This window comes from Maribacter polysiphoniae (genome assembly GCF_003148665.1).
Lineage (GTDB): Bacteria > Bacteroidota > Bacteroidia > Flavobacteriales > Flavobacteriaceae > Maribacter_A > Maribacter_A polysiphoniae.
On sequence record NZ_QGGQ01000001.1, the window covers coordinates 588,885 to 606,636 of the forward strand.

Consider the following 17,752-nt stretch of genomic DNA (forward strand, 5'->3'; position numbering starts at 1 on the left):
TATGAAAAATAACGAATTGCATATAGCCCTGGTACAGACCAGTTTGGTTTGGGAAGACCCTGACCAAAACCGGGAAAACCTTAGTAAAAAGTTCACCTTGCTTCCGCAAAATGTCGATTTGGTCATATTGCCCGAAATGTTCATTTCCGGGTTTACCATGACACCCGGGAATATTAGTGGTTCAGAAGGCCAAAAAACGGTGGATTGGATGCTAATGGAAGCCCAAAAACACAATACCGCTATAACGGGCAGTATCCCATATTTTGGGAATGGACAATATTTTAACCGATTGCTTTTTGTTGAAGCCAATGGTAAGGTTTACCACTATGATAAACGCCATACCTTTATCTTGGCCGGTGAAGATAAGGTTTACCAAGCAGGCACAGAGCAGTTGATCATTGATTACAAGGGGTTTAGGGTCAATCCGATGATATGTTATGATCTGCGATTCCCAGTGTGGGCAAGAAACACTCAAGATTATGATGTTTTGATCTATGTTGCCAATTGGCCTAAACCACGGATCGTTGCTTGGGATGCCCTTCTTAAGGCCCGTGCCATTGAGAACATGTCTTATTGTATCGGGGTAAACCGTTGTGGTAAAGACCAAGCGGGTTATGAATATTCAGGACATTCGGCAGTTTATGATAGTCTCGGGGAGCGAATGGTTTTTACTGAAAAGGAAACGATTATTTATGCAACGTTGAAAAAAGGCCATATAGAAACCACAAGGAACAAACTAAGATTCCTTGAAGACCGTGATGAATTTATTCTGAAATTGTAAAAGATTGTTCCAGTTCCCAGTTGGCCCGTACTTCGATAACATCTGGATAATAGACTACCTTTTCGGGTTGTATTCTCTTGAGATAATTTCCGGGATCCCATTTGCCATTCCTATTCGAGTCGAAGATAATGCGCACCAAATATTTTGCCGGTTCAATATGTATGAATTCGACCGATTTCGGTTCCTCCGCATATAGTTCTTGTTTTACCTCCCCCTTTTCCGAGGTTAGTTGGATGATCATTGGGTAATTTCCTGGTTCGGACTTAATGTCCATACTTAGGTTGCCAAAATCGGCATAACTCTTGGTGCCCATCCGTATGTACATACTGTCGTTTTGAATACCAAAGAAGTCGGTTACCGCCCCTGGTAATAGTTCCAGTTCGTAGTTTTCTTCCGGTTTCTTTTCAAAGTCAAAGTCCACTTTGTTTTTTAAACTGTCCAAGGTGACCGTGAAATCAACACTTAGGGAATCCTTGTCCATAAGCCCCATTTTCGAGGTGTCTATAGCGACCAAAGGTGTGTTAGCCTGTATATTGAATGGCGTATTGAAACTCAGACTACCGCTGATATTCGGTTTTAGTTGTAACGAATCGAAACCTACTTTCCGTTTTTTTACCGTGAAGGTATCGATGATCTTTAGGGTTTCATTTTTCACTGTGAAAATCAAGGAGTCCATTTCAAAAGGGGTGAACCAAAAGTTAATGGTGTCCTTTTCACGTTCTTTGGTAATCGTGGTCTTGATCGAATCGGGCAATACCGATACGGGTGATATCCCAATATCCTTTCCATCGCCATAATAACCGAAAATAATCCTATTGTTGGCAACAAGACTGGGGACAGATACTTTGTAATCAGGGGTTTCTTTGAACAAGGTTAAAAGAAAGGTCGAATCGGTAGGTATCGATAGGGTGTCCTCTATAAATCCTATCTTATCCAAATTCTGGTCGAACATATAGTTCTTGTTCTCATCTTTCAAAGCGAACAGGGCATATTTTCCCGCCTTAATGTTTTTTAAGGTGAATATGACAGCACTATCCAGTGTGTTGGTCATATAATTGGGGGGTTTTTTGTAAATGGTCGAATCGGTATAGGCTGAGTCGATCTCATAGAGCATTACACTAACGAATTCATCGGCTTTTCGATTGAATGCATCCTTAATGGCTCCTTTGATCTCCAAAGAATCAATATAACTTCCAGTGGAAAAGACATATGTCAGGAAGCTATAGGGGTTTTCTTCATTGTTGTCCACGATACTCTGACCGAAGTTCATTGTATAGGTGGTGTTCTCCTGAAGGGTATCCTTTAAGATGATTTCAATAAATTTATTGGTTCCTCCCTGTGGTGTTATTATCGGGGTATATTTCAGTGGTGGTGAGATAATAAGTTGTTCCTGAACATCTTTTAACTTTACCAATTCGTCAAAATAGAGCCGTATCTTGGTCGCCTTGAAATTCGTCGACATATTCTCGGGTTCGGCTTTCAATAAGACTGGTGGGGTAATATCCTTCGGGCCTCCTGTGGGTCTTCCGCGCCTTGCACATTGCATTAACGCAGTGGCCATAAAGAAGAGAAAAATATATGCGAAAATTCGTTTGAACATCTATTTTATAATCTATTTGGCAAAGTAACACATAATTTGGAAATTGCATTCAAGAATTAACAAACCTTACAGATCTTATTGGCAATTATACCAAAGGAACCACGGCCATACTGGTAATGTAGATAGAGACACCTTGGGTTTCCGTCAAAGCCTTTGCGCAGGCCTCCATGGTAGCACCCGTGGTAATCACATCATCGACCAAAAGGATTTTCTTGCTTTCCAACAGTTTAGGATTCTCTACGATATAAAGCGCCTGATTATTCTGCCAGCGGGCGATTCTACTTTTCTTTGTTTGTGTTTTTGTATTGGCGGTCTTTACCAGCGCGTTTTCCAGAAATTCGGCATTTAGGTGATACGCTAACCGCTTCCCAAAAGCCGAAACTTGGTTATACCCCCTTTTTCTTAATTTTTTTCGATGTAGGGGAACGGGTACAACAAAATCTATTTTGTCCAAGTAATTGTTCTCGGCGATAATCTGTCCATGCCAATCCCCTAAAAAGGTTCCGATCTGTTCTTGGTTTTTGTATTTTAAGTGATGGATTAGGTTTTTTACAATGCCGTTTTCGATGAAAAAAAGGAAGGAATTTGCTTTTTTGATGTTAATTCTACCATAAAAGATACGGTCAACTGCATTTTCAACGTTAAAGGTATATTCGGTGAGAGGTAAATGATTCCGACAAACGGTACATAAGTGATTCTCTCCTCTATTTAATCGTGCATTACATCCAAAACACACCTTGGGTAACAAGATTGAGTTGATATCATTTAGTATCTTTGAAAGCTTGGAATGCACAATTCTTAACATTAAATAACCTACTTAAAGCCGACTTTAGATTGATGGACGGACAAGATACTAAATTCAACTACAAGATTATTCTTGCTGCTTTGGTTGCTGTAATCATAGGTATACTTATTGCCTTTTATTACAGTTATGCCCAGTCCCAAAATGAAATTAGTTTCTTGGAAAAGGAAAAAGAGATCATGGTTAAGGATCTTACCCTGATGAAGGCAGACGTTGACAGACTAACCGCATTGAATGAAGTTAATGAGATAGAGATCCAAGGTGCCCGATATGAGGTACAACAACTTTTGGATTCTGTAGGAAGACTTACGTTCACTATAGATAAATTAAGGGAATTCAAGTCAGAACTTCGTAGACTCGAAGCCAAGAACGATAGTTTGAAATTAAAGAATAATTTTCTGCGCTACAACAATATGCTTCTTACAAATAAGTATGAAGAGTCAAAAGCGCAGATGGAAGCTTTAAGGAAAGCCAGTAGTTCAATTGCCAAGGCCGAAGCCTTGCAACGCCAAAAGATCCTTGAACTGAACAAAGAACTCAAGACCAAGAGTTATTTGAAAATCCAAGGTGCAGAGGGGGCTAGTTTTCGATTACGTGGTGGTAAGCCCCTTAGAACGAACAAAGCTTCAACTGTAGAGAAATTGCGGGGATGTGTTACGATAATGGCAGACCCTACGATGATCCAAAAGGAAAAAGTATTGTATTTTCAATTTTTGGGACCTAATATGGGTGTCATTGAGGATAATGCCAATACCATTACTGTAAATGGCAATATTTATAGTAAGCGGGTAGAATTTGTGTTCATGGGGGAAGAGACCCAAGTATGCGACTTTATTACCATGCCAGAGGGGTCTTTGAAGGAAGGAAACTACATCCTGAATATCTTTGAGGACGAAAGATTGTTGGACTCCACAGAATTTCAGCTAAAATAATATCTAGCTTTTAGGGGAATATTCTATTTTTGCCAAATGGCAAAACAAGAAGACGATTTCAAAAAGGTAATTTCACATGCAAAGGAATATGGTTATGTATTCCAATCCAGTGAAATATATGACGGATTAAGTGCTGTTTATGATTATGCTCAAAACGGTGCGGAACTCAAAAAGAACATTAGGGAGTACTGGTGGAAAGCAATGGTAAATCTCAATGAGAATATCGTTGGGATCGATGCTGCCATATTTATGCATCCTACTACCTGGAAGGCTTCTGGTCACGTTGATGCCTTTAATGATCCGTTGATAGATAATAAGGATTCCAAGAAAAGATACCGTGCCGATGTTTTGATCGAGGACTATGTTGCCAAGATCGAGGCGAAAATTGAGAAGGAAGTAGCCAAAGCCTCAAAGCGTTTTGGGGATACTTTCGATAAAAAACAGTTCTTGGCCACCAACCAGAGAGTGGTGGAATATCAAGAAAAGGCTGATGCAATCCTCAAAAGAATGGGTAAGTCATTGGAAAATGAAGACTTGGCCGACGTAAAAAGCCTTATTGAGGAATTGGATATCGCATGCCCAATGTCAGGTTCCAAGAATTGGACCGATGTTAAGCAATTCAACCTTATGTTCGGCACTAAATTGGGTGCCTCTGCGGAAAGTGCGATGGACCTATATTTGCGGCCTGAAACCGCCCAAGGTATTTTTGTCAACTTTTTGAATGTACAGAAAACCGGTCGTATGAAAATTCCTTTTGGGATTGCCCAGACCGGAAAAGCATTTCGTAATGAAATCGTTGCCAGACAGTTCATCTTTAGAATGCGTGAGTTTGAACAAATGGAAATGCAATTCTTCATTCGTCCTGGCACTCAAAAGGAATGGTATGAAAAGTGGAAGGAAAATCGATTGAAATGGCATTTGTCTTTAGGTATGGGTGAGGAAAACTACCGTTTTCACGACCACGAAAAATTAGCCCATTATGCCGATGCCGCAGCCGATATCGAATTTAGGTTCCCCTTCGGGTTCAAGGAATTGGAAGGAATACATTCGCGAACCGATTTTGACTTGAGCCAGCACGAGAAATTCTCTGGAAAGAAATTACAGTATTTTGATCCCGAACTTAAGGAGAGTTATGTGCCTTATGTTGTAGAAACCTCCATAGGTCTAGATCGTATGTTCCTCGCCGTTTTCTCAAATTCGTTACAAGAAGAGGAACTTGAAAACAACACTACGCGAACCGTGTTGAAATTACCTGCTGTCTTAGCACCCACAAAAGCGGCCGTTTTACCCTTGGTAAAGAAAGACGGACTCCCAGATGTGGCGCACAAGATTATTGAGGACCTTAAATGGGATTTCAATGTGATTTATGATGAAAAGGATGCCGTCGGGCGAAGGTATAGAAGACAAGATGCGGCAGGTACGCCATTTTGTATCACAGTGGACCATCAGTCACTTGAAGATCAAACCGTGACGATTCGTCATCGCGATACCATGGAACAACACCGGGTTGCCATTTCAGAGGTTAAGTCCATTATCCACAAAGAGGTAGACATGCGTTCTTGGTTACAGCGAATGGGCTAGTTGTCCTTTGTTTTGATGCAGGGGTAAGAAGTTGTTTTTCGTAAAGTTGGCTTATCTGTAATTTAGGATTGGTCAGTGAATAGGTATGGAAATTAAGGGGGTCTATTCGATATGTATCGGACGCCAGACCCCACCATAAATCTCATCTTCAGTGCCAAAAGAATGGGTGCCTAAAATGTTTTTGCAAGGACCCGATAAAGCTTCGATCTTAAACCCATTGACTTCCTTTGCCATATTGATTTCCTTAAAAATGGTAAACGGCTTTTCCCTGTCGAGGGGATTGATTTTTCCCAGTTTATAGATAATGGAATAAAAGGGCCCTGTATCCCCAGGATCTTCTGATGCTGCGGCCCATATAACCCCTTCTTGGTCGAGATGAAAATCGGTAATACTCCTTTTGGTCGCTTTATTGGTCCAATGGCCAGGAGCATTGACAGGTATGCCTGTTATGCCTTCATTACTCATTTCGAACGTATGTTCCTGGATATTTAAAATACCCCATCGTACAAGGCCATTGGGATTGTTTTTTGAACCTCCCCGTTCTCCCAAAATCACGATTCTATTGTTTTTGTCATAGGGCAGGCACATAATTGCCTCATATTGGTCTCCGGTAACATCGAAGTCGTTTCTATAGTGCATCGGGATTTTCACAGTACCCAAAACACGGGCATCCAATTTTGAGGTATCAACCCGAATATGGAAGATGCGCCCTAATTCGCCTTGCCAATTTCCAGATTCAGCAATTAAATATTCATTGTCCTTGCCGGGAATGGCACATATGCTTTCCAAATCATTGGATATACCATCCTTGTCCCAACCATGGATTGGAATAGGGGAAACGGTCAAGGATTCATCATTGACCTTTATAAGTCCCAATCGAACATCCTCAGCGTTCTTTTTCAAATCATAAACAGCCAAATATGAGCAATCGTCTATTTGTTCCATACCACTTGATCCACCCGATTTTTTGAATGTTTGGGTCAGTGCATTGTTCACATTCGGTGATGGACTTACCACAGTTTTATTACTGGTGCAGGCAGCTAATGACAGAAGCAGGCAAATAGCAACCAAAAAAGGGGAGTGTTCAATTTTCAAGGTCATTGTTTAGGTGTTTGAACATTGCAGATCTATCATACTAAGTTAACCAAAACTTTGCTAAGGAAAGAATTCCTACAGGCTATATTTTAACAGTAAGGAACCGTAAAAATTCCTGTCATTGCCTGGATAAAAATACCGGGGGTCACTACCTCCAAAACCAACGGCGTTGATTAATACCGATTGGGCGTAGTGGGTATCGGTGAAATTGTTGATGCCAAAATCGATTCCAATGCGTAGTTTTTCGGAGAGCTGTTTTTTATAACCAAGACGCGTATGCCATAAATTAAAGCTGTCGCTAGAAAGGGTGTTCGCATCTGTGAGCGGAATGGAACCAACATATTGGTGGGTTGTATTCCAATAAAAACCATTTCGCCATTGAAGTTGCAACCCCGTATTCAATCGATGTTTTGGTACCCCGGTCAAAGGGTTGCCGGAATAGTCATTGTCACCATCAATAAAATCAACAAACTTATGGTTGCTGTAGGAATAGCTCATAAAAGGAGTTAATTTAAATTGGGAGGTAAGTTGTAGATTATAGTCGAGCATAAGCTCTATTCCTTGGTGTTTGGTGCTTCCGGCGTTCTTGCCTATAAATTCATCCTCGCCAATACGTTGGGCGACCAAAAGGTTTTTTATTGACATGCGGTAAAGTGCCACATTGATTTTAAGATTGTTGTTCACTAAAAACAAATCGCATCCCACCTCATAATTGGTGCCGGTTTCTTGGCTGATATCGGGGTTTATGATCCCGTCAGGGGTTAAAGTCTCCTCTAAGCTAGGATTGGAAAGCCCTCGGCTGATGTTCATATAAACTTCCTGTTTCGGATAAAAGGAATACCTTAAATTAAGGCTAGGTGAAAAAAGGGTGCCAAAACGTCGATTTCCACTGGTGTTTTCAGCCCCACTCTTGTATAAATCCCTAAAGTCATAAAAAGTCTTATTAATATTTAAACCCAGTTGGGCCGAAAAAAAATCGGCCAAAGGAAAGGTCAAGGTGCCAAACGCATTGAATTGGGTCCTGAATTCCTTGTTGTCACTTAATAGATTGCCTTTAATACTCCCTTCTTCAGTATTGGTTTCATAAAGGTTTTCATACGTGCTCCAATTGTATTCGTCCTTATATAGTTCGGCCCCAAATGAATATTGGGTAAGATGATCCCTGATCTTGAAATCGCCCAAAAAACGCGTTCTGAATCCATACCCATTGGTGAACTCATCCAATATATTGAAAGGCCGTGGTTCATAATGATCTAGATAGGTATAGAAAAGGCTGGTTGTATTTGAAAGCTTTGGATTGAAAGCATGGGTAAGGGAGATTCCGGCCAAGGTATACTTATTGGCTTCATAGCCTTTGGCGGCCTTCCAGGTAAATGCAGCTTGGGTGGGGTCCTCCTCAAAAGCATTCTGGCTGATTGAACTGGCTATTTGGGCGTTATAATCGACATGATTCAATAAAAACGCAATTTTGTTTTTTGTATTGATCGTATATGAAGTATTCAAAAGTATTCCATCGCGCTCAAAACGATTGTTCTCACGATAACCCTCCAAGGTCATATGGCCATAATGCAGTTCCAAGGCCAACCGATCATCGGAATGGGTAAAACCAAGACTGTTTTTTAATAACCCATAGGAGCCGACCGTAAAATTATTGCTTAAGGTGGTTTGTTGTAGTGCTTTCTTGGGGTTTAAAACAATAGCACCACCTAAATTGGCTCCAAAAGCTGTGCCTTTGGGACCTTTTATAACCTCGATGGAATTTATATTTTCAAGGTCATAGGCTTCTATCGTAGAAAAACCTGTGCCATTGGTAATTGGAATGTCATTGTAATAGAGTCTTAATTTATCCGTGCCATAAGGTGTTCTGGCCCCGACACCGCGAATTGTGATCCGGTTGGTGTTCAGTGCTCCAGAAAGCACATATACCCCTGGAATCTGGTTCAGGGAAGAGACCATTTCAACCGGACTGAAATTTTGAAAATTTTTGATATCGATAACTTGGGAGGGTGTTATACCTGTGGCTTGCTTTGCCTTTAAGGAATCGATCAACACTACTTCCTTTAATTGATTGATGCTGTCCTTGATCATGATATCCTGGCCAAAGGACATCATATGGAGACTAAAAAAAACCACACATACGACTAAAGATCTCATGGCCCCAAGATAGCTAACAAAAGGATGTTATAATAACAAAAAAGCATTCAGTTTATTAATGTACATTGGTCAATGTTAAAGGCTAAAGGGGTGTTGTGAACAAACAAAATCGATAAAAACATAAAATTCCTACAATAATTATAAGTGCTATTACAACATTTATGTTGGTTTTTACAACAATTTGCGGTTTATATACGTTTAATCCCGACAAGCTTCCCTATTTTAGAACCTTGTAGAAGTGAAATAGTAGTAAAAAGACTACGTGTAGAATTAAAATCCAATAGCAGAAAACACATGATTGCAAAACAAATATTTTGTCCTTTTATATTCATTTTGTTCTCTTTATCCATGTATGCCAAGGTGCCACAGTCTGAGAAGGAGGTACTACTAGCGTTGTACAATAATACCCAAGGGGAAAACTGGACGACCTCTTGGTCATTGAATAAACCCGTTTCCAAGTGGTATGGGGTTCAGGTTGAGGATGACCATGTTGTGGGCATTGACCTATTCAATAATAATCTGGTAGGGCAATTGCCTAATTCCATTTCCAAATTGGAGAAATTAAGGGAATTGAATCTCGCTTTCAACCGATTGAACGGAGAAATCCCCGAAGGGATAACCTCATTAAAGCATTTAAAGGTGCTAAGGATGGGTAAAAATTCATTGACAGGGTCCATCCCCGAAAATATAGGGAATCTACAATCTTTGGAGATTCTTGAATTGTTGGATAATGATCTTTCAGGTGAATTGCCTTCGAGTATAGGCAAATTGGTCAATATCAAGTCCATTGTATTATCCAGTAATGAATTGGAAGGGGAGATACCGGATTCAATCGGTAGCTTAACGCAATTGGAGGCTTTGGAACTAGGGGATAATAAGATCAAGGGCGAAATTCCAGAGAATATGGGAAAACTTTTAAACCTTAATCGCCTGGTGCTTTTAGAAAACCAATTGATCGGATTTGTACCAAACAATATTCTTTCATTGCCGAAATTGAGGTTGTTGCAATTGCAGAATAACAACTTGGGAATGGATATGGCATTTCAAAAATCGGGAAATGAAGCCAATTATGCCATTTTTGATGTGGGGCAAAAAATCTTACATTTTGACCAAAAGCCTATTCCTAAGTTCGAATTTAAGGCGGATACCAGAATGGCCGACACCAAGTTCGAGGATGAGGATTAAACCCAATAGCCCTACCTCATGGGTCTTAAATGTATAATTCAACTGATTACCGCATCGGTACACTGTTGGGACAATTCGTGAATAGGTTCATCTAAAACCGTATACCGATCGATAAGCCGGCACGGAACATAAAAGTATCCTGAAAATCCTCAGGGTTGATATTTCTTCCTACACCTGCGTTTATTTCCAAACTAAATTTTTCACTTTGGGTTACCCATTTGTTGCCAACCCCTAAACCGAGGGCCGTGGTACTATAATTGTTATTGCGAACCCCGAGATTGTTGTCCGGTATTTCGTCCTCCCCAGTATAGTAAAGTCCAAAAGCCTCGGCAAAGAAACCGCTTCTTGGCCTATAGCCAAAATAGGCCCTTAAATTGGGTCCTATTCCAAAATTCCCATTATAATCCGTTGCATCACTGTCAAAATACAAGGTTCCACCAATACTCGTATCCTCACTGAAAAAATATTCATAGGAGCCTTCCACCGTGCTATTGGCCAAAAATAGGCCAATATTGAACTTGAGTTCATTGTTGTTGGTAAACCTGGGATAGGCCTGTGCACTTAACACTCCTGCACTTAACAATGCGATTACAACATATAGATTTTTCATTGGGTAATGTATTTATCTTCCAAGAACGAATCAAATCCTGTTCCAAAGCGGTAAAAATAAAACCTATTCTCGAATTAATACTGATTGGTCAAGGTTTTTAGATAAGTGGGATAGCGGGCCATCGAACAAAAAACATTCGTTATTTTTAGGCAAAATTTAACGAAGTGAAAATAGCATCTTACAATGTAAACGGTATCCGTGCCGCTATGAAAAAGGGGTTTCTAGACTGGTTAAAGGCCGCTGATCCCGATGTAATATGCCTCCAGGAAATCAAGGCCATGAAAGAACAATTGGATCTTTCGTTGTTCGAGGAAGCCGGGTACGCGCATAATTATTGGTTTAGTGCACAGAAAAAAGGCTATAGTGGAGTCGCGATCTTAAGTAAAAGCAAACCCGAACAGGTTGAATACGGTACAGGCATTGAATCAATGGATTTTGAGGGTAGAAATCTAAGGGCCGATTTTAATGGGGTGTCTATTATGAGCCTATACTTGCCTTCGGGAACAAATATGAATCGGTTGGATTTCAAGTTGAATTATATGGCCGAATTTCAAAAATACGTGGATAATTTACGAAAGGAATATCCCAATTTGATTATCCTTGGGGATTACAATATCTGCCATCGGGCCATAGATATCCATGACCCTGTGCGTAACAAGAATGTTTCCGGATTTTTACCCGTAGAAAGGGAATGGATTGGAAACTTCATTAAAAGTGGATTTACAGACAGTTTTAGGCATTTTAATGAAGAGCCGGATAATTATACGTGGTGGACCTACCGTGCCAATGCCAGAAATAACAATAAAGGCTGGCGCCTGGATTACGGGATGGTGAGCGAACCTTTGGAAGAAAGGTTGAAGCGTTCCGTGATTTTGTCCGATGCCAAACATAGTGACCATTGCCCCATTATGGTCGAATTGGAATAAAAGGGAAATACCCAATGGGAAAGGGTGTATAAGTTGTATTTTTAACGTTTGAAAATTAAAAAAGGATTTGTTGGATGATTTATACCAAGTTACCGCATACCGATATTGAAGTAAGTAAATTATGTCTGGGTACCATGACCTGGGGCAATCAGAATAGTGAATCGGAAGGTCATCAGCAAATGGATTATGCCGTTGATCAAGGCGTTAATTTTTTTGATGCTGCAGAGCTCTATCCGGTGCCGGCACATCCCGATTATCAAGGCGAGACTGAAAAGATAATCGGTACCTGGTTTAAAAAAAACAAGAATCGCGATCAGATTGTTTTAGCCACTAAGATTGCAGGAAATGGGGATTACACCAAATTCATTCGAACAACGGGTTTTTCAAGGGAAGCCATAATAAGTGCCGTTGAAGGTAGTTTAGAGCGTCTACAGACCGATTATATTGATCTATATCAATTACATTGGCCGGAGCGCAATGCAAATTATTTTGGGAAACGGGGCTATCGACACGATATCACGGATTATTGGGAAGATAATTTTCATCAGGTCCTGGAAACATTACGCGATTTGATTAGCGAAGGTAAAATAAGGCAAGTGGGCATATCAAATGAGACCCCTTGGGGTACCATGCGCTATTTGGAGGAAAGTAAAGTGCATTCAAGTCTTCCGAGAATGATTACCATTCAAAATCCATATAATTTATTAAACCGATTGTTCGAAGTGGGTTTGGGCGAAATCTCAATGCGTGAACAAATAGGCTTGTTGGCTTATTCCCCTATGGGTTTTGGCGTTTTAAGTGGCAAATATTTAGGGGGTAATATACCAGAAAAATCCAGATTGGCCCTTTTTCCCAAACTTGATAGATATAGCAGTGAAAATGCTTTGTTGGCCACTCAAAAGTATGATGTGCTTGCCAAGGAGCATGGAATGACCTTGGCAGAGATGTCCTTGGCGTTCGTTACTTCAAGACACTTTGTGACCAGTACTATTATTGGGGCATCGACCATAGATCAACTTAAGGAAAATATAGGGAGTATCGATGTTCAATTAAGTGATGAACTGCTAACGGGAATTAATGCCATACATAATAAAATCCCAAATCCTTCACCATAAATAAAGTGATATGCATTTTCTGAAAGTAGGTTTCGGGCAGTTTTTGTTGATTATCGTAGTTATAGTCATTATCCTCGTTTTTGCGAGAATAATGCGGGATAAGCGTTAATCGAACAGACCGCTGACCACATCCTCTATCCGAGCGACAAGTTTAATATTGATTTTAGGATTTTTGAGACTGATTTTATTGTTTTTGGAAACATAGATTGTATCAAAACCTAATTTCTCAGCCTCAAGTATGCGTTGTTCTACCCGTTGTACGGGCCTGATTTCCCCTGCCAGACCGACTTCTGCGGCAAAACAGATTCCTTTTTCAATGGGAATATCGGAATTACTGGAAAGAATCGCTGCGATTACAGCAAGATCTATGGCCGGATCATCAACGGAGATACCTCCCGTGATATTCAAAAAAACATCTTTGGCCCCTAATTTGAATCCTGCCCGTTTTTCAAGTACAGCCAATAGCATATTCAATCTTTTGGCATTGTAACCCGTAGTTGATCGTTGGGGCGTGCCATAGACCGCCGTACTTACCAAAGCTTGTATTTCAATCATCAGGGGGCGCATACCTTCAACCGTGGAGGCTATGGCAGTACCACTTAGGCCTTCGTCATTTTTTGATATCAAGATTTCCGAGGGGTTGTTCACTTCACGGAGGCCACTGCCCTGCATTTCGTAGATACCGAGTTCTGCGGTTGATCCAAAACGGTTTTTGAGGGCCCTAAGAATACGATACACGTAGTTGCGGTCACCTTCAAACTGTAGCACGGTATCGACCATGTGCTCTAGGATCTTGGGTCCTGCAATGGATCCGTCCTTAGTGATGTGACCGATCAGTATCACAGGAGTATTGGTTTCCTTGGCAAATTTGATGAGTTCCGCGGTACATTCCCTTATTTGTGAAATGCTTCCGGCTGCTGATTCAATGTAATCGGAGTGCAATGTCTGTATCGAATCAATGACCACGATATCAGGTTCCATGGCTTCGATTTGTTGAAAGATATTTTGGGTTTTTGTTTCCGTAAGGATATAGCAATTTTCGCTATTGGGAAGAATGCGATCAGCCCGCATCTTAATTTGTTTTTGGCTTTCCTCCCCAGAAACATATAAGGTTCTATAAGGGAGTTTTAGGGCGATTTGGAGTAGTAAAGTACTCTTGCCAACGCCGGGTTCCCCTCCCAACAAAACCAAGGAGCCAGGAACGAGTCCGCCACCAAGTACCCTGTTGAATTCCAGGTCAAAGGTGTTCAATCTTAATTCCTTATCAATGCTAATCTCATTGACCCGTAAAGGTTTTGCTATTTTTTTTGAAGTGCCCGAGGGTGTTTTCCAGCTCTTTTTATCTTCTTTTTGAACAACTTCCTCCACAACGGTGTTCCATTCCTTGCAAGCAGTACATTGCCCTACCCATTTGGCATATTGGGTGCCACAGTTTTGGCAAAAAAAAGCAGTTTTGGTTTTGGCCATTACCTTGATTTTGGTTCTGGCTAAAGATAAAGCAAAGTTTTAAAAAAGTATGGACTTTAAGGTTTTTAGGTTGGGTTTTTCAATATCCAAAATCAGCTTTTAAGGCATCGATCTTCTCAAGGGCCATTTCTTTGGTCAGGAAATCGATTTCTTCCATACCGAATGCCTTTTCAAAAGTACGTAGTGCTTTTTTGGGTTCACCCAATTGTTCATAATATTCCCCTTCAAAATAAAAACCCAACATGGTTTCTGGAAACTCAGCCTTGCAAAGATCCGATAAAGGTTTTAGGGACTCGAAATCCTCTTTTTTCCTGGAACCGGCATAGATGGCCATTACGTCGTTGAGGTCAACAGGTTTTTTTATCCCAAACAGATTTTCGATACTGCTGTATTTGTTCTCCAAATAATTGAAGACCGGTTCTTCGGAGGTCAATATCTGTGTTTTGTATTCTTTGGGGCTAATGGGTTTGAACATCCCAAAAATATTGTCAAACGCCTTCCCGATGCCATAGGTGGGTACGGATAAATGATCGGCACTTGGGTACTCGTCAAAATAGTAATGCAAGGTTTCTTTGTCTATCGCTTTGATGGCCTTGTCCATTGCCAGGATTCTTGGGGTGTTTTTGCTTTTTTCGCCTTCGAGGATCAGCTGGTAGAAAATCTGTTGGTTCAAGGCTTCCAAACGCATGGGGATGTTGGTTTCCATATCGGGTGCCAACGTCGGTGAAATGTTGATGTAGGCATCAAAGAGAGGATGTTCCTTGAATAACCAATAGTTTTCAAAATTCCCCGTAATATCATAACCGACGATCATTTTAAAAGGGGCCGTATTGTAGTTTAAGTCAAGATATGGTATGATTTCCATTCCCAAAAACTCAAAGAATTGATTTCCTTTTTCCGCAGGTAAGCCAGTTTGGCTATCAAAAGCACAATCATCCAAACGAATACTTTCCTTACTTTGGTGAATACCGACAATGATGGATTCCGGCATACCATGGAATTTACTGTAATATTTTGCTGTTGCCACAACCTGTTCAAAAAGGTAATCGGCATCCAAAACGACGATGAGGGGGTGTTTTTTGTCTTTGTTATATTCCTCTGGGAAATAATAACTGACATCCCTTCTTTCCTGAAGTTTAAACGATTCGAATATTTCTTTGGTTATTTGGGCATTGACGCCATAGCATATAAGAAAGGTGAAAAGTACAAGTAAACGTTGCATAAAACAGCTTTTAGGTAACCTTGGGGGTTACCGGTTTCTGTTCAATAACGGCAATAATAGAAAAGATATTGCCCCAAAAACAACTACGACTACGGTTTGTGAAATCCACATGATCCATCCAAAGGCATCGCCCGATACGGAGGTAATCCCAAAAATGGCCAATGCCTTGCTTACGGCAATGGGGTATAGTCCTACCCCGCCATTGGTAGTGGTTATGGCAAAAGCTCCGGCCACAAAGGCCACCAAGAGTTGGCTAATGGTTAAATGGGTGGTTTCCGCAAGGGTGTTCTTGACTACTACGAACATACCGATATAGCAAGTCCAAATGAGTAGGGTATGAAACACAAAAGCCCATTTGTCTTTCATTTTAAAAATGCTTAATACCCCATCTAGAAGGCCTTTTACGAATTTTTTGATTTTTAGGGCTAAACCATTTGATGATTTTTTTATGAAAAGGAAGAAAATTAAGGCAGCGATGATTGCTGCCGAAAGTAACAAAAGGATTTTAGTGTAATTGAAACCTTTGTTTTCCAAGAACTCAACGATAATCTCGGTTTGCAATATTAGGGTGGTCGTGATTATCGACAAAAGCATGATCAAATCTATTACCCTTTCGGTGACAATGGTGCCAAACCCTTTTTCAAAAGGAACATCCTCGTAAGTGGTTAAGGCTGTTGCCCGTAGTATTTCACCAGACCTGGGTATACCCAGATTCGCAAAATAGGAAATTAAGATGATCAAAAGGTTATTGCTCAATTTTGGTTGGTATCCCAAAGGTTTCAGTAAGTAGTTCCAGCGAATGGCTCTTGAAACATAAGCAATGACCCCCATGAGTATTGAAATGCCCACCCAAAACAAATCGGCTTCCTTTATATGGTAGATAATTTGCTCCCGATCTGCCTCTGAGGTCGAATTGTACCAGTACCAAACCAAAAAAACTCCCAATGCGATTGGGAGTATGGTTTTTAAGCTCTTTTTTAGGGATGCGGTCAAAAAATCAGTTTAACAGGTTTGTCTCTTCATTCGGGAAAACCAAGGCTGGTTTGAATTTTTTGGCCTCTTCGATATCCATTCTGGCATAAGTGATCAATATCAGGATATCGCCAACGGCCACTTTACGGGCTGCCGCACCGTTCAGGGTAAGTTCACCACTACCCCTTGGTCCGGGAATGACATAGGTTTCCAATCTTTCGCCATTATTGTTGTTCACAATCTGCACTTTTTCACCTTGGATAATGTTTGCAGCATCCATCAAATCCTCATCTATGGTAATACTACCAATATAGTTAAGGTCTGCACCGGTAACTTTTACACGATGTATTTTAGATTTTACAACTTCTATTTGCATGGGACAAAGTTAATCAATTAAGGGCTATGTTGTCTATGAGCCGGACTCCTTCCGTATAAACGGCAATAAATGCCCTATATTTTTTGTTTTTTTGTTTTTTTACTACTGGTTTCAAAGTGTCTGCCTGGGCAATCGCTATATATTCCAATTCTAGTTCTGGGTGTTCTTCAAATTGTTTGGTCACCCACTCCGTAACATATACAGCACTTTCCGTGCCAAATTTCTTTTTGGCAGTTGTTAAAGTCCTATAAATGAAGGAGGCTTCTTTCCTCATATTTTCGGTCAATCTTTCGTTTCGGGAACTGAAGGCCAATCCGTTTTCTTCCCGCACTATTGGGCAACCGACTATTTCTACGGGAATATGCCGGATTTCTGTCAGTTTTTTAATGATTTGAAGTTGTTGGTAATCCTTTTCCCCAAAATAGGCCCTTGTGGGTTTGACCAAGGTCAATAGGGCTTCAACGATGGTGCCCACACCATCAAAATGCCCTTCTCTAAAAGCTCCTTCCATTACTTTGTCCAGACCATCGAAATCGTAAGTCGTCGATGTCACATTTTCCGCATACATTTCCTGTATGTTCGGTGCAAAGACAATGATATGGTTTGCGATTTTTTCTAGAATATCCAAATCGGCTGTCAACGTCTGTGGATAATTTTCAAGGTCTTCAGGATTGTTAAACTGCGTGGGGTTCACAAAAATACTCACGACAACAACGGAATTTTCTTGCACTGCCCGTTCAACTAAGGCCGCATGGCCTATATGCAAGGCCCCCATGGTCGGCACGAGACCTAGACTATCGTTTTTTTTCAACGAAGAAAGGTGGTCCTTTAGTTCTTTTCTGGTATTGATCAGCAACATAGGTTACATTTAAAAGGGAGCAAACTTACTATAAATACTGCTAATCTGCATAATTTTTGTAATTTTGCATCAATC

Annotated in this window: 16 protein-coding genes; 6 read left to right on the forward strand and 10 right to left on the reverse strand. The window is 40.6% G+C overall.

What is annotated here, in order from left to right:
* Position 1: 1 nt before the first annotated feature.
* Positions 2–781, forward strand: a complete 780-nt coding sequence (locus LX92_RS02460; RefSeq protein ID WP_109648677.1) for a nitrilase family protein — start codon at positions 2–4, stop codon at positions 779–781.
* Here LX92_RS02460 and LX92_RS02465 read toward each other — a convergent pair.
* A complete protein-coding gene (locus LX92_RS02465) occupies positions 765–2,381 on the reverse strand; it encodes an Ig-like domain-containing protein (protein ID WP_109648678.1) in 1,617 nt (538 codons plus the stop codon). The genes LX92_RS02460 and LX92_RS02465 overlap by 17 nt on opposite strands.
* Positions 2,382–2,466: 85 nt before the next feature.
* The gene (locus tag LX92_RS02470) at positions 2,467–3,186 is read right to left on the reverse strand and encodes a ComF family protein (RefSeq protein WP_109648679.1); all 720 of its coding nucleotides are present in this window, start codon (positions 3,184–3,186) and stop codon (positions 2,467–2,469) included.
* Positions 3,187–3,218: 32 nt separating this feature from the next.
* Here LX92_RS02470 and LX92_RS02475 point away from each other — a divergent pair, with 32 nt between their 5' ends.
* Positions 3,219–4,115, forward strand: a complete 897-nt coding sequence (locus tag LX92_RS02475) for a hypothetical protein (RefSeq protein ID WP_109649046.1) — start codon at positions 3,219–3,221, stop codon at positions 4,113–4,115.
* A gap of 36 nt (positions 4,116–4,151) precedes the next feature.
* Entirely contained in the window at positions 4,152–5,696 is a 1,545-nt protein-coding gene (locus LX92_RS02480) for a glycine--tRNA ligase (protein WP_109648680.1), read from the forward strand.
* Between the two features lie 102 nt (positions 5,697–5,798).
* Here LX92_RS02480 and LX92_RS02485 read toward each other — a convergent pair whose 3' ends face one another.
* Complete coding sequence (locus LX92_RS02485; protein WP_109648681.1) at positions 5,799–6,797, reverse strand: hypothetical protein; 999 nt, start codon at positions 6,795–6,797, stop codon at positions 5,799–5,801.
* A gap of 69 nt (positions 6,798–6,866) precedes the next feature.
* Entirely contained in the window at positions 6,867–8,945 is a 2,079-nt protein-coding gene (locus LX92_RS02490) for a TonB-dependent receptor family protein (protein WP_109648682.1), read from the reverse strand.
* A gap of 294 nt (positions 8,946–9,239) precedes the next feature.
* On the opposite strand from LX92_RS02490, the gene LX92_RS02495 reads away from it, so the two are divergent.
* A complete protein-coding gene (locus tag LX92_RS02495; protein ID WP_146197788.1) occupies positions 9,240–10,130 on the forward strand; it encodes a leucine-rich repeat domain-containing protein in 891 nt (296 codons plus the stop codon).
* A gap of 91 nt (positions 10,131–10,221) precedes the next feature.
* On the opposite strand, the gene LX92_RS02500 is transcribed toward LX92_RS02495, so the two are convergent.
* Positions 10,222–10,740 carry a hypothetical protein gene (locus tag LX92_RS02500; RefSeq protein ID WP_109648684.1) on the reverse strand — a complete coding sequence of 173 codons (519 nt, stop codon included), beginning with the start codon at positions 10,738–10,740 and terminating at the stop codon, positions 10,222–10,224.
* Between the two features lie 164 nt (positions 10,741–10,904).
* Between LX92_RS02500 and LX92_RS02505 the strand changes: the two genes are divergently transcribed.
* Positions 10,905–11,666: an exodeoxyribonuclease III gene (locus tag LX92_RS02505; protein ID WP_109648685.1), complete on the forward strand. Its 762-nt coding sequence runs from the start codon at positions 10,905–10,907 to the stop codon at positions 11,664–11,666.
* A 74-nt stretch (positions 11,667–11,740) separates the two neighbouring features.
* Positions 11,741–12,781 carry an aldo/keto reductase gene (locus LX92_RS02510; RefSeq protein WP_109648686.1) on the forward strand — a complete coding sequence of 347 codons (1,041 nt, stop codon included), beginning with the start codon at positions 11,741–11,743 and terminating at the stop codon, positions 12,779–12,781.
* Between the two features lie 105 nt (positions 12,782–12,886).
* Here the strand turns inward: LX92_RS02510 and radA are convergent, their stop codons facing one another.
* From radA to panC, 5 genes are all read right to left on the reverse strand, one after another.
* A complete protein-coding gene (gene radA / locus LX92_RS02515; RefSeq protein WP_109648687.1) occupies positions 12,887–14,248 on the reverse strand; it encodes a DNA repair protein RadA in 1,362 nt (453 codons plus the stop codon).
* Between the two features lie 79 nt (positions 14,249–14,327).
* Positions 14,328–15,470 carry an alpha/beta hydrolase gene (locus tag LX92_RS02520; protein ID WP_109648688.1) on the reverse strand — a complete coding sequence of 381 codons (1,143 nt, stop codon included), beginning with the start codon at positions 15,468–15,470 and terminating at the stop codon, positions 14,328–14,330.
* 27 nt (positions 15,471–15,497) lie between these two features.
* Positions 15,498–16,463 carry a lysylphosphatidylglycerol synthase transmembrane domain-containing protein gene (locus LX92_RS02525; RefSeq protein WP_109648689.1) on the reverse strand — a complete coding sequence of 322 codons (966 nt, stop codon included), beginning with the start codon at positions 16,461–16,463 and terminating at the stop codon, positions 15,498–15,500.
* A gap of 4 nt (positions 16,464–16,467) precedes the next feature.
* The gene (panD, locus tag LX92_RS02530; protein WP_109648690.1) at positions 16,468–16,818 is read right to left on the reverse strand and encodes an aspartate 1-decarboxylase; all 351 of its coding nucleotides are present in this window, start codon (positions 16,816–16,818) and stop codon (positions 16,468–16,470) included.
* A gap of 13 nt (positions 16,819–16,831) precedes the next feature.
* On the reverse strand, positions 16,832–17,677 hold the full coding sequence (gene panC / locus LX92_RS02535; protein WP_109648691.1) for a pantoate--beta-alanine ligase: 846 nt from the start codon (positions 17,675–17,677) through the stop codon (positions 16,832–16,834).
* Between the last annotated feature and the right edge of the window lie 75 nt (positions 17,678–17,752).

Excerpts from the sequence above, each read along its gene's own strand:
- LX92_RS02460 (WP_109648677.1), top strand. The coding sequence starts at position 2 with ATGAAAAATAACGAATTGCATATAGCCCTGGTACAGACCAGTTTGGTT.
- LX92_RS02465 (WP_109648678.1), bottom strand. The coding sequence starts at position 2,381 with ATGTTCAAACGAATTTTCGCATATATTTTTCTCTTCTTTATGGCCACT.
- LX92_RS02470 (WP_109648679.1), bottom strand. The coding sequence starts at position 3,186 with ATGTTAAGAATTGTGCATTCCAAGCTTTCAAAGATACTAAATGATATC.
- LX92_RS02475 (WP_109649046.1), top strand. The coding sequence starts at position 3,219 with ATGGACGGACAAGATACTAAATTCAACTACAAGATTATTCTTGCTGCT.
- LX92_RS02480 (WP_109648680.1), top strand. The coding sequence starts at position 4,152 with ATGGCAAAACAAGAAGACGATTTCAAAAAGGTAATTTCACATGCAAAG.
- LX92_RS02485 (WP_109648681.1), bottom strand. The coding sequence starts at position 6,797 with ATGACCTTGAAAATTGAACACTCCCCTTTTTTGGTTGCTATTTGCCTG.
- LX92_RS02490 (WP_109648682.1), bottom strand. The coding sequence starts at position 8,945 with ATGAGATCTTTAGTCGTATGTGTGGTTTTTTTTAGTCTCCATATGATG.
- LX92_RS02495 (WP_146197788.1), top strand. The coding sequence starts at position 9,240 with ATGATTGCAAAACAAATATTTTGTCCTTTTATATTCATTTTGTTCTCT.
- LX92_RS02500 (WP_109648684.1), bottom strand. The coding sequence starts at position 10,740 with ATGAAAAATCTATATGTTGTAATCGCATTGTTAAGTGCAGGAGTGTTA.
- LX92_RS02510 (WP_109648686.1), top strand. The coding sequence starts at position 11,741 with ATGATTTATACCAAGTTACCGCATACCGATATTGAAGTAAGTAAATTA.
- radA (WP_109648687.1), bottom strand. The coding sequence starts at position 14,248 with ATGGCCAAAACCAAAACTGCTTTTTTTTGCCAAAACTGTGGCACCCAA.
- LX92_RS02520 (WP_109648688.1), bottom strand. The coding sequence starts at position 15,470 with ATGCAACGTTTACTTGTACTTTTCACCTTTCTTATATGCTATGGCGTC.
- panD (WP_109648690.1), bottom strand. The coding sequence starts at position 16,818 with ATGCAAATAGAAGTTGTAAAATCTAAAATACATCGTGTAAAAGTTACC.
- panC (WP_109648691.1), bottom strand. The coding sequence starts at position 17,677 with ATGTTGCTGATCAATACCAGAAAAGAACTAAAGGACCACCTTTCTTCG.